12 protein-coding genes, 2 tRNA genes, 1 pseudogene and 1 other annotated feature are annotated in these 13,739 nt (G+C 61.7%); of the genes and pseudogenes, 8 read left to right on the top strand and 7 right to left on the bottom strand.

Translation table 11 applies throughout. The annotated features are described in order from the left end of the window. Positions 1–98: pseudogene (locus tag PG883_RS11575) on the top strand (IS5-like element ISAs34 family transposase); the annotation flags it as partial. Between the two features lie 84 nt (positions 99–182). Here the strand turns inward: PG883_RS11575 and PG883_RS11570 are convergent. The 4 genes from PG883_RS11570 to cydD all read right to left on the bottom strand — a co-directional run bounded on the left by PG883_RS11570 (position 183) and on the right by cydD (position 4,570). After that, a complete protein-coding gene (locus tag PG883_RS11570) occupies positions 183–569 on the bottom strand; it encodes a DUF488 domain-containing protein (RefSeq protein ID WP_102948740.1) in 387 nt (128 codons plus the stop codon). 8 nt (positions 570–577) lie between these two features. Next, positions 578–949 (bottom strand): Rcs stress response system protein RcsF, encoded by a 372-nt coding sequence (gene rcsF, locus PG883_RS11565; RefSeq protein WP_010673578.1) that lies wholly within the window; start codon positions 947–949, stop codon positions 578–580. A 107-nt stretch (positions 950–1,056) separates the two neighbouring features. Further along, positions 1,057–2,802, bottom strand: coding sequence for a heme ABC transporter ATP-binding protein/permease CydC (cydC, locus tag PG883_RS11560; RefSeq protein WP_128297172.1), 1,746 nt, complete (start codon positions 2,800–2,802; stop codon positions 1,057–1,059). After that, positions 2,795–4,570: a heme ABC transporter permease/ATP-binding protein CydD gene (cydD, locus tag PG883_RS11555; protein ID WP_045523929.1), complete on the bottom strand. Its 1,776-nt coding sequence runs from the start codon at positions 4,568–4,570 to the stop codon at positions 2,795–2,797. The genes cydC and cydD overlap by 8 nt, the downstream gene beginning before the upstream one ends. A 201-nt stretch (positions 4,571–4,771) precedes the next feature. Between cydD and PG883_RS11550 the strand changes: the two genes are divergently transcribed. Together PG883_RS11550 and PG883_RS11545 are read left to right on the top strand one after the other, a co-directional pair. Continuing rightward, a tRNA-Gly gene (locus PG883_RS11550) sits at positions 4,772–4,845 on the top strand. A gap of 94 nt (positions 4,846–4,939) precedes the next feature. After that, positions 4,940–5,014 (top strand) — tRNA-Gly (locus tag PG883_RS11545). A gap of 135 nt (positions 5,015–5,149) precedes the next feature. On the opposite strand, the gene arcA is transcribed toward PG883_RS11545, so the two are convergent. Continuing rightward, positions 5,150–5,869, bottom strand: coding sequence for a two-component system response regulator ArcA (arcA, locus tag PG883_RS11540; RefSeq protein WP_010673581.1), 720 nt, complete (start codon positions 5,867–5,869; stop codon positions 5,150–5,152). Positions 5,870–6,254: 385 nt separating this feature from the next. On the opposite strand from arcA, the gene PG883_RS11535 reads away from it, so the two are divergent. Then, a complete protein-coding gene (locus tag PG883_RS11535) occupies positions 6,255–6,653 on the top strand; it encodes a DUF3293 domain-containing protein (RefSeq protein WP_128297171.1) in 399 nt (132 codons plus the stop codon). A 107-nt stretch (positions 6,654–6,760) separates the two neighbouring features. Beyond that, on the top strand, positions 6,761–7,240 hold the full coding sequence (locus PG883_RS11530; RefSeq protein ID WP_042015815.1) for a putative 4-hydroxy-4-methyl-2-oxoglutarate aldolase: 480 nt from the start codon (positions 6,761–6,763) through the stop codon (positions 7,238–7,240). A 3-nt stretch (positions 7,241–7,243) separates the two neighbouring features. Here the strand turns inward: PG883_RS11530 and PG883_RS11525 are convergent, their stop codons facing one another. After that, positions 7,244–7,720, bottom strand: coding sequence for a hypothetical protein (locus PG883_RS11525; protein WP_128297170.1), 477 nt, complete (start codon positions 7,718–7,720; stop codon positions 7,244–7,246). A 166-nt stretch (positions 7,721–7,886) separates the two neighbouring features. Here PG883_RS11525 and PG883_RS11520 point away from each other — a divergent pair, with 166 nt between their 5' ends. Beyond that, entirely contained in the window at positions 7,887–8,276 is a 390-nt protein-coding gene (locus PG883_RS11520; RefSeq protein WP_039039356.1) for an META domain-containing protein, read from the top strand. A gap of 102 nt (positions 8,277–8,378) precedes the next feature. Here PG883_RS11520 and aceK read toward each other — a convergent pair whose 3' ends face one another. Continuing rightward, the gene (gene aceK, locus PG883_RS11515; RefSeq protein ID WP_010673586.1) at positions 8,379–10,106 is read right to left on the bottom strand and encodes a bifunctional isocitrate dehydrogenase kinase/phosphatase; all 1,728 of its coding nucleotides are present in this window, start codon (positions 10,104–10,106) and stop codon (positions 8,379–8,381) included. Positions 10,107–10,301: 195 nt separating this feature from the next. Between aceK and PG883_RS11510 the strand changes: the two genes are divergently transcribed. Both PG883_RS11510 and thrA read left to right on the top strand, forming a co-directional pair. Beyond that, positions 10,302–11,009, top strand: a complete 708-nt coding sequence (locus PG883_RS11510; protein ID WP_039039357.1) for a tRNA/rRNA methyltransferase — start codon at positions 10,302–10,304, stop codon at positions 11,007–11,009. Positions 11,010–11,077: 68 nt separating this feature from the next. Continuing rightward, positions 11,078–11,212, top strand: a sequence feature (Thr leader region). 57 nt (positions 11,213–11,269) lie between these two features. After that, complete coding sequence (thrA, locus tag PG883_RS11505) at positions 11,270–13,729, top strand: bifunctional aspartate kinase/homoserine dehydrogenase I (protein WP_041214768.1); 2,460 nt, start codon at positions 11,270–11,272, stop codon at positions 13,727–13,729. Positions 13,730–13,739: the final 10 nt, after the last annotated feature.

Genomic DNA, 13,739 nt, shown 5'->3' with positions numbered 1-13,739 from the left:
ATGAAAAGCTAGCCAAGAGTTTTGCAGCCTTTATCAAACTGGCTTTCTGCCTTCGCTACTTGCGCGAGTTATGTGTGGACAGAAAACCAGCATTTTGAGAACACAGCCTAGCCGACATCATAAAGAAGAGGGCACCCTGGGGTGCCCTCTTCTCATGTGGGGTGTTCATCCATGACGGGCGCTCAGCGCAGCACCGCACCCGCCTCGGCCAGCAGGGGCCTCAGCACACTGCGATGGCAGCGGGACTCCTGTTCGCAGTAGCACCCCACCGAGAAATGGGTGGTGTGGGAGAGGGCGGCCAGCAGGGCCAGATCGTGCTTCGCGGCCGGGGCGGCCATCTCGGCCTTGTACTGCTTGCAGAAGGCGGTCCACCGGGCCGGGGTGTCGGCAGCCTGACCGAGTTTCATGGTCTCGGCGCTGGGGGCCAGATTGGGGAACCAGACGTCGTACCAATCCTGGCTGGCGAACGCCGCTTTGGGCACGCCGCGAGGGGGGCGACGCACGGTGCCGATGCGAAGCCCCTCATCCTCGAGGCGGGGGCTGCCGAGTCGCACGATGGCGATCGCCATGGCAGGACTTACTTCTCTTCGGCCACTTTCAGCGCCTGACCGTAGCAGATCACCTGCTTCAGGCAGCCGGGCACGTCGCTGAACTCGGCGCACTTGTCGAAGCTGACGCCGTTGCCCCCCATGTCCGCCACGCGGCGGCGGGCCAGGGTGCGGGCTTCACCGGCATTGGGCACCGCCTGATTGGCATCGCTCTGGCAGGATTCCCCCTCGACGGTGCCGAGATAGAGGTAGTTGAGGTCGGCGAGCTCGCTCTGCTCGTAGATCCGCACGCTCCCCGGCTTGAAGTACTCGTCGAAGTTTTCCTTGTCCAGATTGCTGTTGAAGGCGAAGTCGGCGCAACCGGAGGCAATCAGGGGCATCATCAGGATCAGGCGTTTCATATCGGCATCTTGTTGGGTGGCGAGTGGGCCATTATAGGGGGCAGTCGCCGATGGCGACCAGCCCCATTTTTAGCCATATCAATGGATTGTAGCGAGACGATCCCGGATCAGGCGGGGGCCAGCCGCCGGTGCAGGCTGCGGTAGTGATCATCTTCCAGCAGCTCCTGGTGGGGGGCACACAGACGGATGCGACCCTCTTCCATCAGGGCTACCCTGTCCATCCGTTCCAGCCCCAGCAGGCGGTGGGAGATGAGCAGCAGGGTGCGATCCGCCCCCAGGGTCAGCAGCAGATCCATGATCTCCCGTTCGGTCTGGGTATCGAGCCCTTCGGTGGGCTCGTCCAGCAGCCAGAGCGGTGCATCGTGGAGCAGGGCGCGGGCGATGCCGATGCGGCGGCGCTCCCCGCCGGAGAGCGGACGCCCGCCATCCCCGAGCCAGGCATCCAGTCCCTGTTCGGCCTGCTCACCCTCATCGCGCAGCAGAGTTCCGAGCCCCACCTGGGTGAGTACCTCGATGAGCCGTTCGTCGCTGGCTCCGGGGGCGGCCAGGGTGAGGTTGCCACGCAGGGTATCGGCAAACAGGTGGACCCGCTGGCTCACCACGGAGCAGGAGGCGCGCAGCGCCTCTTCGCTGTAATCGGTGAGGGGCTTGCCATCGAGCAGGATCTCCCCCGATAGGGCCGTCCACTCCCGGGTCAGCAACCCCATCAGGGTGGACTTGCCACAGCCGGTCTGCCCCAGCAGCGCCAGCTTCTCTCCGGCATGCAGTTGCAGGGTGCACCCTTGCAGCACGGGTGCATCCTGGCCTGGATAGGTGAAATACAGGTCGCTTATCTGCACGGCACCCCGGGCAGCGGGGGCTTGCTGTGCTCCCCACTCCGGCGCCTTGGCCTCTTGCAGGATCTCGTTGAGACGGCGGGCGGAGGTGAGGCTGGTGGAGAGGTGCTGGAAGGCACCGGCCAGCGGCAGCAGCGCCTCGAAGCTCGCCAGGGTAGCGAACACCATGAGTGCCGTGATGGGGTCAGGGGCATTGCCACCGACGCCGTGACCGGCCAGCCAGAGCATCAGGGTCAGAGTCCAGCCGCTCAGCAACTGCACCGAGAAGGCGGCCAGGCCGCTGACGCGGGCCATGCGGGCCTGGGCCCGGATCAGGGCCTGCTCCGCCTGCTGCAATCCGGTGAGCGCCTCGGGAGCGGCGGCGAACATCTGCAGTTCGGCCTGGCCGTCCAGATAGTCCACCATGCGGGTGCGCAGGTTGGACTTCTCGGCGATGAGCTGGCGGCCCGGCGCGCGCCCGGCAAAATAGAAGACCAGGGGCAAGGCCAGCATGCCAAAGAGTAGAATGGCTCCCAGCGTCAGCGCCAGGCGACCATCGAAGAAGGAGAGGAAGAAGACCAGCCCGAGGCAGCTCAGCAGCGCCGCCCCAATGGGGGTGATGAGGCGCAGATAGACGTGATCCATGGCATCGATGTCGGCCACCAGACGGTTGAGCAGGTCAGCCTGGCGAAAACCGGCAAGGGAGCCGGGGGAGAGAGGGGAGAGCTTTTGCCAGAACCAGAGCCGCAGCCGGGTCAGCACCCGGAAGGTGGCGTCGTGGCTCACGACCCGCTCGCCCCAGCGACTGGCGGTGCGCACGATGGAGAAGAAACGCACGCCCCCCGCAGGGGTCATGTAGTTGAAGGTGTCTCGGGTGGCGACCGCCAGCCCGGCGACGGCGGCGGCGGAGAGGAACCAGCCGGAGAGGGAGAGCAGGCCCATGCCGGCCACCAGGGTGACCAGGGCCAGCAGCAGGCCGATGGAGAGGCTGAGCCAGTGCTGGCGATAAAGGCGCAGGAACGGCAATAGATCAGTCATCGAGAGAGTCTCCGAAACCTTGGGATTGCGACAGGAGGCGGGCGAAGGGGCCCTGGGCCTCGCCGAGTGCGGCAAAACGTCCCTGCTCCACCAGCTTGCCGTGCGCCAGCACCAGGATGTTGTCCATCTGGCTGAGCTGATCGAGGCGGTGGGTGATCATCAGCAGGGTCTGACCTTGTGCGGCCTGTTCGAGGGCGCTCATGACGGCTCGCTCAGAATGGCGATCCAGGCTGGCAGTGGGTTCATCCAGCACCATCATCTGGGTCGTCTTGAGCAGGGTACGGGCAAGGGCGATGCGCTGGGCCTGGCCGACGGAGAGACCGCCCGCCTGATCCCCGACCCGATAGTCCAGCCCTTTCTCGTTGACGAACTCCCAGGCCTGGGCGCGCTTGAGCGCGGATTCCAGCTCGGCGTCGCTGGCGGATGGTCTGGCCAGAAGCAGGTTGTCCCGCAGGGAGCTGTGGAAGAGTTGGGGATTCTGGGAGAGCCAGCCTAGCTGCTGGCGCCACTGGCTGATGTCCAGGGTACGAAGTTCCACTCCGTTGACGCACAGGGAACCGCGATAGGGGGCAAAACCGAGCAGGGCATTGACCAGGGAGCTCTTGCCCGCGCCGCTGATGCCGACCAGGGCGGTGCGCGTGCCGGCTTCCAGCGTGAAATCGAGGGGACCGACCAGCACCTTGCCCTCGGCGCTCAGCACTTCCAGGCTGCGGGCTTCTACCTTGACGGGGCCATCCGCATGGAAAGGGAGCGTCCCGGAGGCGGGTTCGCTCACGTCGGCCTCGAGAAATTCCAGCAGTTGTTCGGCGGCGCCAATGGCCTGTGCCTTGGCGTGATAGTGGGCACCGAGTTCCCGCAGCGGCGCGTAGAACTCGGGGGCGAGGAAGAGCACGAACAGGCCGGTAAAGAGGGTGACCTTGACGCCATAGCTGCCAAAATTGAGGTGATCGATGTAGGAGAAACCGAAGTAGACGGCCACCAGGGCCACCGCGATGGCGGCGAAGAACTCCAGCACGGCCGTGCTCAGGAAGGCGAGGCGCAGTACCTCCATGGTGCGCTCGCGAAAATCTTCCGATGCATCGCGGATGGCCTCCCCTTCCGCCCGGGTACGCATGAAAAGCTGCAGGGTGCGAAGTCCCTTCAGGCGATCGAGGAAGTGGCCTGAGAGGCGCGCCAGCGACTGGAAGTTGCGGCGGTTGGCATCGGCGGCACCCACCCCCACCAGGATCATGAAGAGAGGAATGAGGGGGGCCGTGCCGAGCAGAATGAGGCCCGCCGCCCAGTTGACCGGGAACACGGAGACCAGGATCACCAGGGGAATAAAGACGGCGATGGCCATCTGGGGCAGATAGCGGGAGAAGAAGTCCTGCATCTCTTCGATCTGCTCGAGCAGCAGGCTGGCCCAGCTACCGGCGGGGCGACGCTGGATATAGGCAGGGCCGAGCCTGGCGAGGCGGGTGAGTACCAGCTCGCGGATGGCCTGGCGCACCGCACTGCCCGCCTTGAAACTCGCCACCTCGCGGCCATAGGCCAGGGCCGCCTTGGTCAGGGTCACCAGCAACAGACTGATGAAGAGGGGGGCGGAGTGCTCCGGCGTGGAGCCTTCGATGATGAAACCGTGCAGCAGGGTCGCCAGCAACCAGGCCTGCATCACCATCAGGACGCCCTGACCCAGCCCGAAGGCGATGGAGATGCCGATCCAGCGCCGACCATGGCCCGATTGTTTGCGCAACCAGCCATAGAGATGTTTCTGTCTGTTCTTGTCCATTACCACCCTCCTCAAACGAGTGGCGCAAGACTATCGTCGCCCCCACGGCTTGGCAACCTTGCAGAACCGGGCGGAGGAACATCATTGTGTGAAAAATCGGCTTCATGCTCATTAGTTGGCCGAACAGCTTGATTTATGGCAAAAAATGCGAGGTCGGTGATTGCGCTCGGCGGCAAAATGCATATAGTAGAGGCCACTGACGCGGGTGTAGTTCAATGGTAGAACGGTAGCTTCCCAAGCTGCATACGTGGGTTCGATTCCCATCACCCGCTCCACATTCCAGATAGCGGCACGCGCCGTTGTCCATATCAGCCAGATGGCTGTCTGTCGTGGGGATTCCCCATCACACCAAGCAAGTTTTGATGCCTAGCGGGCATCGTATAATGGCTATTACCTCAGCCTTCCAAGCTGATGATGCGGGTTCGATTCCCGCTGCCCGCTCCAGTCTTCACACAAAAAGCCCACTCCTGCGAGTGGGCTTTTTGTTGTGCATTTTTTGAGGGGCAAGTTGCCTGGGGGCGACTTGCAGACATGGAAAAGGCGCCACAGGGCGCCTTTTCAACTCGGGAGTGGGGAGGATTACTCCTGCTCCAGCTCGCCGCAGAAGCGATAGCCTTCGCCATGGATGGTGGCGATGATCTCCGGGGTGTCGCCCACGCTCTCGAAGTGCTTGCGAATACGGCGGATGGTCACGTCCACGGTGCGGTCGTGGGGCTTGAGTTCGCGGCCCGTCATCTTCTTGAGCAGCTCGGCACGGGTCTGGATCTGGCCCGGGTTCTCGCAGAAATGCAGCATGGCGCGGAACTCGGAGCGGGGCAGCTTGAACATGTCCCCTGCCGGGCTGACCAGGGCGCGGCTGTTGATGTCCAGGGCCCAGCCATTGAACAGATAACGTTCCACCAGCTTCTTCTCTTCGCCACCGGCGGCCACGTTCATGGTGCGGCTCAGCAGGTTGCGGGCACGGATGGTCAGTTCACGGGGATTGAACGGCTTGGTGATGTAGTCATCTGCGCCGATCTCCAGCCCCAGGATCTTGTCCACTTCGTTGTCGCGACCGGTCAGGAACATCAGGGCGATGTTGTCATCTTCACGCAACTCGCGCGCCAGCAGCAGGCCGTTCTTGCCCGGCAGGTTGATGTCCATGATCACCAGGTTGATGGTGTGGCTGGTCAGGGCCTGGTGCATCTCGTCACCGTTGTTGGCTTCCAGCACGATGTAGCCTTCGGCTTCGAAGATGCTCTTGAGGGTGTTGCGGGTGACCAGCTCGTCTTCGACGATCAGAATATGTGGTGTTTGCATGAGTATTCCCAGATTCTTATCAGTTAATTATCGAAATTTTAACACTCTTTGGCGTTATCCGACCGGTCCTGAAAATTTATTACGTCATCCTGGGTATGAATATCAGGTCGAATCATCGCGAATTTGGTAACTATGTCGGCAAGCATCCCTGTGCCGTACATGGGCTCTCAACAAGTCTGAACAAGAGAAGCCCGGAGAGGTAGTCCATTACAAAAGTTGCTGCATTTTATCAGTTAACAGGCGCATAACAACACTCTTTGCCGTCAGATAGCAACTTTTTAACTCAGCTTTGATATAAGTCAATCCCCGAGTTCGCAGCATCATACTTGGGCTGACCCGCTTTTTCGCCCTTAATAAATGTAATGGGATGTAACATGTGGTTGACATGACTTTGTGGGAAAACTACAGAAAAGTGTGCTTCATCGCCCCCTTTGCACCCCCCAACTGCCCAGCCTATGCCATTGTCACGGCCTGGAACCCGGCCAGCCAGTGGGTGGGGCTGCGCCGCAATGCCCGTCGCCAGCGAGCCCTTGTCCGGCAAGTGGGCGAGTGTCCCGTCATGGGAGAGGTCTGGGGGAGCGATGAGGATGGGCGCTGGCAGGAGGCGTCTCTGTTGTTGCCGCTTTCGCTGCCAGAGGCGATCCGGTTGGCCGCCCGATTTGGCCAGAATGCCCTCTATTGGGTGCGTGAAGGAGAGCTCTGGCTGGTGCCCGTGTTGCTGGAAGGGACGCCCTGTCATCTGGGGGCGCTTGCGTCCCGCTGGCGGTTCAGGCCTTCAGGCTGACATGGCCCCCCGCCATCCGGACAGGACACCCGGCCGGTGGATTGTCAGCGCCCCGACATGATGAAAGAATGAGCGAACACATTTCACTCCATGGAAGGATGATGATCATGCTGGACCTGCTGCCCGACCTTTGCGATGAACATGGCGATGCCCTTAGGATCGCTGACCCCCTGTTTCAGGACTATGGCGGCAAGGCGCTGTTTTACGGCGAGGCCGTGACCCTCTCCTGCTTTGAAGACAACAGCCTGGTGCGTGAGCTGGTCAATCGTCCCGGCCATGGCAAGGTGATGGTGATCGACGGGGGCGGCTCCCTGCGTCGGGCGCTGCTCGGGGATCAGCTGGCCATCAAGGCGGTGGAGCAGGGGTGGGAGGGGATCCTCATCAATGGTGCCGTGCGGGATGTGGGGACGCTGGCGACCCTGGCGCTGGGTGTCAAGGCCTTGGCCCCCTGCCCGGTCAAGACCGAAAAACGGGGCCTGGGCACGCTGGACACCGTGGTCTCTTTTGCCGGTGTGACCATAGCGCCCGGCGACTATGTCTACGCCGACCTCAACGGTGTGCTGGTGAGCGGCGCCAGGCTCCTCTGAGCCTCAGAAGTTGAAGCCCACTCCCAGAGTGAGAAAGTGTTCCGTACTGAAGGCACTGAGTCCGTAATTGGCGGTGATGGCCAGGGAGGGGGTCACCAGCAGGCTGCTGTTGAGCTCCAGCAGGGTGCTGGCCTTGCTCACCTCCAGCTGTTTGAGCTGGCTGCCGATGTTGAGTGACGGGGAGAGGCGATAGCGCACCCCAGAGCTGATATTGAAGCCGGCCTGCCCACTTTGGGGGCCGATGGCGGGGCCGGCCTCCATGTAGAGGCTGATGTCATCCTGAAGCGGGTATTGATAGCCGGTATTGATGAGCCAGAGGTCGAAGTTGTCGCCCAGGTGGCTCTGGTTGCCGAGCAGTACGCCGGAATAGCTTTTGACGTAGAGCGGGTTATCCGATTCGGTCTGGAGAAAACTCCAGTCGGCGGCCTGAGCCGAAAAGACGAGGCTGGATGCCATTGCGATGACGAGAGACTTGACCATTCGTTTCCCCTCCCTGGGTCCGAACAGGACTACAAGCATGGCACATGCCAGCGGGGAGTAAAGGGAACCCCGATCACAATAAAAGAGTTTTGATTGACGCTGCAGTCATGGTACACAGGCCCCTCACTCCGTGTCGTTACGACACGCTCCATCACGAGGTGAACTGATGAACAACAAACTGATCCTGCTGGCCGCTCTGGCCCTGGGAGGCTGCGCCATGACTACGGGTTCCACTCTGGCACAATTGCAGGCATCGACCTGGCAACTGCAAGGGGCGAGCGGTGATACCTTCACCCTGCAGGTCGCCGGTGACAAGGTGGCGGGCAAGGGCGGCTGCAACCGCTACTTTGGCGGCATCACAGAGCAGGGTGACGGCGTGTTGACGCTGGGCGCCATGGGTTCGACGCGCATGATGTGTGCGGGGGATCTGGCCGGCAAGGAGATGAACTACCTGCAGACCCTGGAGAAGGTGGCGAGCTTCCAGATCAGCGGCAAACAGCTGGTGCTAAAGGATGCCGACAAGGCCACCTTGCTGACCTTTGACGCCGTGAAATAAGCCGGAATCTCGTCAAAGGCTGTCGCAGGCGACCCCTGCGCCAGCGTGCAGAAGAATGTGAAAAGGGACGCCATGGCGTCCCTTTTTGTGCCTGATGCCGGGTCATCCCCCTCGCTGGAAGCGAAACCGCTTCTTGCGTCGGTAGGGATAGACATCCTCGAACATCCCCTCCTTGATGTTGCTCTGCAGCATCTTCCAGTAGTTGGCATCGAAGAGCTCCTTGTGCAACTGCATCATGATCTCCCGCACCTGGGGTTTTTGCAGCAGGAAGGTGGCGAACTCCTCCGGGAAGATGTCGTTGGGTGCCACCGAATACCAGGGTTCGGCGCTCCACTCGTCCTCCGGGTAGCGCGGCGGCGGGATCTGGCGGAAGTTGCACTCCGTCATATAGCAGATCTCGTCGTAGTCGTAGAAGACCACCCTGCCGTGGCGAGTCACCCCGAAGTTCTTGAACAGCATGTCGCCGGGGAAGATGTTGGCCGCCGCGAGCTGGCGGATGGCGTTGCCGTACTCCTCCAGGGCGAGGCGGGTCTGCTGTTCGTCCGCCTGATCCAGATAGAGGTTCAGGGGGATCATCTTGCGCTCGGTGTAGAGGTGCTTGATCACCAGCTTGTCGGCGGTGAGGGTCAGCGCAGAAGGCGCCACCGCCTTGAGCTCGGTCAACAGCTCCGGCGAGATGCGATCGAGGGGAAACTCGAAGTTGGTGAACTCCTGGGTATCTGCCATGCGGCCCACTCTATCGTGCTGTTTTACCAGCCGGTATTTCTCCTTCACCTGCTCGTGGCTCACCTCCTTGGGCGGGGTAAACTCGTCTTTTATCACCTTGAACACCACATCGTAGGAGGGGAGGGTGAACACGCTCATCACCATCCCCTTGATGCCGGGCGCAATGACGAACTGCTCCCGGCTCTGGGCCAGGTGCTGCTGGTAGTGACGATAGAGCTCGGTCTTGCCGTGTTTCTGGCAGCCGATGGCGTTGTAGATTTCATAGTCCGGCTTGCGGGGCATGATCTGGCGAAGGAAGGCCACAAAGAGCGCCGGTACCGGGGCATAAACCATGAAGTAGGCGCGGGCGAAGCCGAACACGATGGAGGCCAGCTCCGGCTCGAAGATGACGGTGTCCACATAGATGCTCTGACCGGTGCTGAGCAGGGGCAGGATGAAGGGATAGACTTCTCCCTTCACCCGGATGAGCCCCACCAGATAGGCTCCCTTGTTGCGATAGAACACCTCCCTGAGCAGCTCGATGGCGAAGGGCTCCTCGTGCAGGATGGCCGGGCCGCTCTCTGCCAGATGGCGGTGGATGTCCATGATGTCCCGCTGCTTGTCTTCGAAAGGGAGGGTGAAGCTGTAATCCCCGAGCAGCTGGCTCAGGGTCTGGGGCAGGTGGGAGAGATCGGTGCGATAGATACGCAGCAAGGATCCCAGGTCAGGCTTGTCGCCCCGGCTCACGAAGGGGTGGATATAAAGGTTCTCGTCGCGGATGTTGCGATGGCGGAAGATGCGGCGATAGACGGAATTGAAGAAGGACTCCGCCACCTCGAAGTTCTCGCAGCGGGGCAGGAGATCGCTGAAGGCGCCTTTCACCTGCTTGAGCAGGGCCTGGGTCGGCAGCTGCTCCCCCATCATCTGTTTGATCTGCGCCGTGGTGGCGCCGACATGGTGATCATAGAGGCGGATGCGCTCTCGACCGGCGAGCTGGACCCCCAGCCAGTCGCTGTTCTCGAAACGGCTCTTGCTGCCCTGGGTTATCTCGAGAAAGCGGCTGTAAAACGACTCAAAACGTTGCAGGATCGTCTCGGCGACCGCTTGCTCCAATGGCTGCTGCATCTCTCTCTTCCTTGTGATCTGTCGGGCCCATGGCGTCAGTGCCCTGAGGCGGCGGACTCGCGTCCAAGGCCACTATGGCAACATCCAAACATCTGTTCAAGTGGCAATATTTCGGGATAAACGGTAGATTGCGCCCCTGTTTTGCCGACGGTTCGCCGCAGTTCGCGGCGTCGGCCCCATCCTGGAGAGAACCCGATGAAACTCTATTTTGTGCTGGTGTCGCCCGCCCGTGCCGCCAACGTGGGGGCTGCTGCCCGCGCCATGAAGACCATGGGCTTCGATGCCATGCGACTGGTGGGGAGCCGGGTGCACGAAGAGGAGGAGGCGAGCTGGGTTGCCCACGGGGCGCAGGAGATCCTGACGGATGCGCAAGCCTTCGACACCCTGGAAGAGGCCCTGGCGGACATGGATCTGGTGGTCGCCACCACCGCCCGGCAGCGCGGCCGCTACCAGCACTACCTCACCCCGGCGGACATTCGCGACCAGATCAGGGCCAAGCCCTCCCTCGAGAAGGTGGCCATCGTGTTTGGCTGCGAGGAGTCCGGACTCTCCAACGAACAGCTTGCCCAGGTGGATCTCATCAGCTACCTGCCTCTCAAGGTCTCATACCCGTCCCTGAATCTGGGTCAGGCGATCATGCTGTATGCCTATGAGCTGAGTCCGCTGCTCGATGACCAGAAAGTGAGCGACGAGCAGGACGTAGCAGAAAATTTCGAGAGTGCCGGGCAGGTTCGCGTGCTGAAATCAAAAACAGCAGAATTGCTTGGTGAACTCGGAGTTTCGCAGGATGAAAAACTGCATCAATGGGTGATGGACCGGGTGCCCATGCTGCCGCAGCGGGATCTCAATATGCTCCATCTGCTCTGCAAAGACCTTGCCCGCAAGTTTGGCAAGGAGGTTTAGGTTGACAGCCCCTCGCCGGGCGCGGTATTGCTAACAACCAGATTCGTTCAAGAGTGTTCGTCATGCAGCTATTCACCAACGTCATCACCACCACCATTATTACCGGTACCACCACAGGTGGCACTGGGGCCGGTTGATGCGCTGACGAACAAGCACAGAAATCAGAAAAAGGCCCGTACCCACCCAGTACGGGCCTTTTTTGTTGGATTGTTTTTAGACCAATTAGCAGATCAATTTGCAGGGAATACAGGGAGATAGCGATGAGAGTGTTGAAATTTGGCGGGTCGTCACTGGCCGACGCAGAGCGTTTCTTGCGGGTTGCCGATATCGCGGTGAATACCCATGGCCAATCCCAGGTGGCCCTGGTGCTGTCGGCACCGGCCAAGGTGACCAATCACCTGGTCGCCCTGGTGGAACAGACCAGTCGCGGCATGGATGCAAGCAGTACCCTGTTCGAGATCAACGGTATCTTCTCCCGTCTGCTGGCCGGCTTGAAGGCCGCCTATCCCGCGCTGGATGACAAGGCGCTGCAGGCTCGTTTGACCAGTGAACTGGATCAGGTGGAGCGGCTGATGCAGGGTATCCGTCTGCTGGGGCTGTGCCCGGACAACGTCCAGGCCCGCATCCTGAGCCGTGGCGAGAACCTCTCCATCGCCTTCATGCACGAGCTCTTGCGGGTGCGCGGCCTCGAGCTGGATCTCATCGTGCCCGAGCAGTTGCTGGTCACCGATGGCGGTTACCTCGAAGCCCATGTGGACATCGAAGCCTCCCGGGTGCGCTTCGCCGCCAAGGGCCTGCGCTCTGATTGTCTCTACCTGATGCCGGGCTTCACCGGTGGCAGCGACAAGGGCGAGACCGTGCTGCTGGGCCGCAACGGCTCCGACTATTCCGCAGCCGTCTTGGCCGCCTGCGTCGATGCCGAGTGCTGCGAGATCTGGACCGACGTGGAGGGCTGCTACAACTGCGACCCGCGCCTGGTACCGGATGCCTACCTGCTCAAAACCCTCTCCTATAAAGAGGCGATGGAGCTCTCCTACTTCGGTGCCAAGGTGCTGCACCCGAAGACCATCGCCCCCGTGGCCCAGTTCCACATTCCCTGCCTCATCAAGAACAGCTTCAACCCCCAGGGTCCGGGTACCCTCATCGGGGTCGATCAGGGGGATGACGATCTGAAGGTGAAGGCCATCTCGGATCTCTCCGGCATGTGCATGTTCAACGTCTCCGGTCCCGGCATGAAGGGCATGGTGGGCATGGCCGGTCGCATCTTCTCCGCCGTCTCCCGCGCCGGGGTCAGCATCGTGCTGATCACCCAGTCGTCCTCCGAGTACAGCGTCAGCTTCTGTATCCACAGCTACGACAGCGACAAGACCCGCAAGGTGCTGGAGCGCGAGTTCGAGCTGGAGTTCAAGAACCAGTTGCTGGACCCGCTCGAGATCATGACCGATCTGGCCATCATCTCCCTCATCGGTGACGGCATGCGTACCTCCAAGGGGATGGCGGCGCGCTTCTTCACCTCCCTGGCCCAGGCCTCCATCAACATCGTCGCCATCGCACAAGGATCGAGTGAGCGCTCCATCTCCGCGGTCGTGCGCTCCGGCAAGGTGGCGGAAGCCATCAAGGCGTGCCACCAGAACTTCTTTGGCAGCCAGCAGTTCATCGATCTCTTCGTGGTCGGGGTGGGCGGCGTCGGTGCAGCCCTGGTGGATCAGATTGCCCGCCAGCAGCCGGTACTGGCCGAGCAGGGCACCGGCCTGCGTGTAGTGGGCATCGCCAACAGCCGTCAGATGGCGGTCAACAAGGACGGTCTGGCCCTCGCCAACTGGCGTGAACAGCTGGTGGAAGCACAAGGCAGCTTCAGCCTGGAGGCGGTGAAGAAGCTGGTGGAAGAGAGCCACCTCATCAACCCGGTGATCGTCGACTGCACCTCGAGCGAAGCCGTGGCCGTCCAGTACGCCGATTTCCTCGGGGCCGGCTTCCACGTGGTCACCCCGAACAAGAAGGCCAACACCGGGTCGCTGGATTACTACAAGGCGCTGCGTCGCACCGCCCGCCAGACCCGTCGCAAGTTCCTGTACGAGACCAACGTGGGCGCGGGCCTGCCGGTCATCGAGAACCTGCAAAACCTCATCAAGGCCGGTGACAAGCTGCGCGCCTTCGACGGCATCCTGTCCGGGTCGCTCTCCTTCATCTTCGGCAAGCTGGACGAGGGGATGGCCTTCTCCGAGGCTACCCAGATCGCCCGCGGCAACGGCTTCACCGAGCCGGATCCCCGTGACGATCTCAACGGCATGGACGTGGCTCGCAAGCTTCTGATCCTGGCCCGCGAGGCCGGCATGGCGCTGGAGCTCTCCGATGTGGAGGTGGAGCAGGCACTGCCGCCGGGCTTTGACGTGAGCGGCGACGTGGAAGCCTTCATGGCCCGCCTGCCCGAGGCCGACGGCTGGTTCCGCGACCAGTTCGCGGCGGCCCAGCGTGAAGGCAAGGTGCTGCGTTACGTCGGCTCCATCGAGGGTGGCAAGTGCAAGGTGGCCATCAAGGCGGTGGGTGGCGACGAGCCCCTGTTCAAGGTAAAAGACGGGGAGAACGCGCTCGCCTTCTTCTCCACCTATTACCAGCCCATCCCCCTGGTACTGCGCGGCTATGGCGCAGGGACCGAAGTGACCGCCGCCGGTGTCTTCGCCGACGTGCTGCGCACCCAGAACTGGAAGCAGGAGCTGTAACATGAGTTCA

Source organism: Aeromonas sp. QDB25 (assembly GCF_027707725.1).
GTDB classification, from domain to species: domain Bacteria; phylum Pseudomonadota; class Gammaproteobacteria; order Enterobacterales; family Aeromonadaceae; genus Aeromonas; species Aeromonas caviae.
Note: the sequence above shows the minus strand (reverse complement) of the source record. Positions and strands in the feature narration are given on the sequence as shown.

Coding starts and splice junctions, on each gene's coding strand:
- PG883_RS11570 (WP_102948740.1), bottom strand. CDS start 569: ATGGCGATCGCCATCGTGCGACTCGGCAGCCCCCGCCTCGAGGATGAG.
- rcsF (WP_010673578.1), bottom strand. CDS start 949: ATGAAACGCCTGATCCTGATGATGCCCCTGATTGCCTCCGGTTGCGCC.
- cydC (WP_128297172.1), bottom strand. CDS start 2,802: ATGACTGATCTATTGCCGTTCCTGCGCCTTTATCGCCAGCACTGGCTC.
- cydD (WP_045523929.1), bottom strand. CDS start 4,570: ATGGACAAGAACAGACAGAAACATCTCTATGGCTGGTTGCGCAAACAA.
- arcA (WP_010673581.1), bottom strand. CDS start 5,869: ATGCAAACACCACATATTCTGATCGTCGAAGACGAGCTGGTCACCCGC.
- PG883_RS11535 (WP_128297171.1), top strand. CDS start 6,255: ATGACTTTGTGGGAAAACTACAGAAAAGTGTGCTTCATCGCCCCCTTT.
- PG883_RS11530 (WP_042015815.1), top strand. CDS start 6,761: ATGCTGGACCTGCTGCCCGACCTTTGCGATGAACATGGCGATGCCCTT.
- PG883_RS11525 (WP_128297170.1), bottom strand. CDS start 7,720: ATGGTCAAGTCTCTCGTCATCGCAATGGCATCCAGCCTCGTCTTTTCG.
- PG883_RS11520 (WP_039039356.1), top strand. CDS start 7,887: ATGAACAACAAACTGATCCTGCTGGCCGCTCTGGCCCTGGGAGGCTGC.
- aceK (WP_010673586.1), bottom strand. CDS start 10,106: ATGCAGCAGCCATTGGAGCAAGCGGTCGCCGAGACGATCCTGCAACGT.
- PG883_RS11510 (WP_039039357.1), top strand. CDS start 10,302: ATGAAACTCTATTTTGTGCTGGTGTCGCCCGCCCGTGCCGCCAACGTG.
- thrA (WP_041214768.1), top strand. CDS start 11,270: ATGAGAGTGTTGAAATTTGGCGGGTCGTCACTGGCCGACGCAGAGCGT.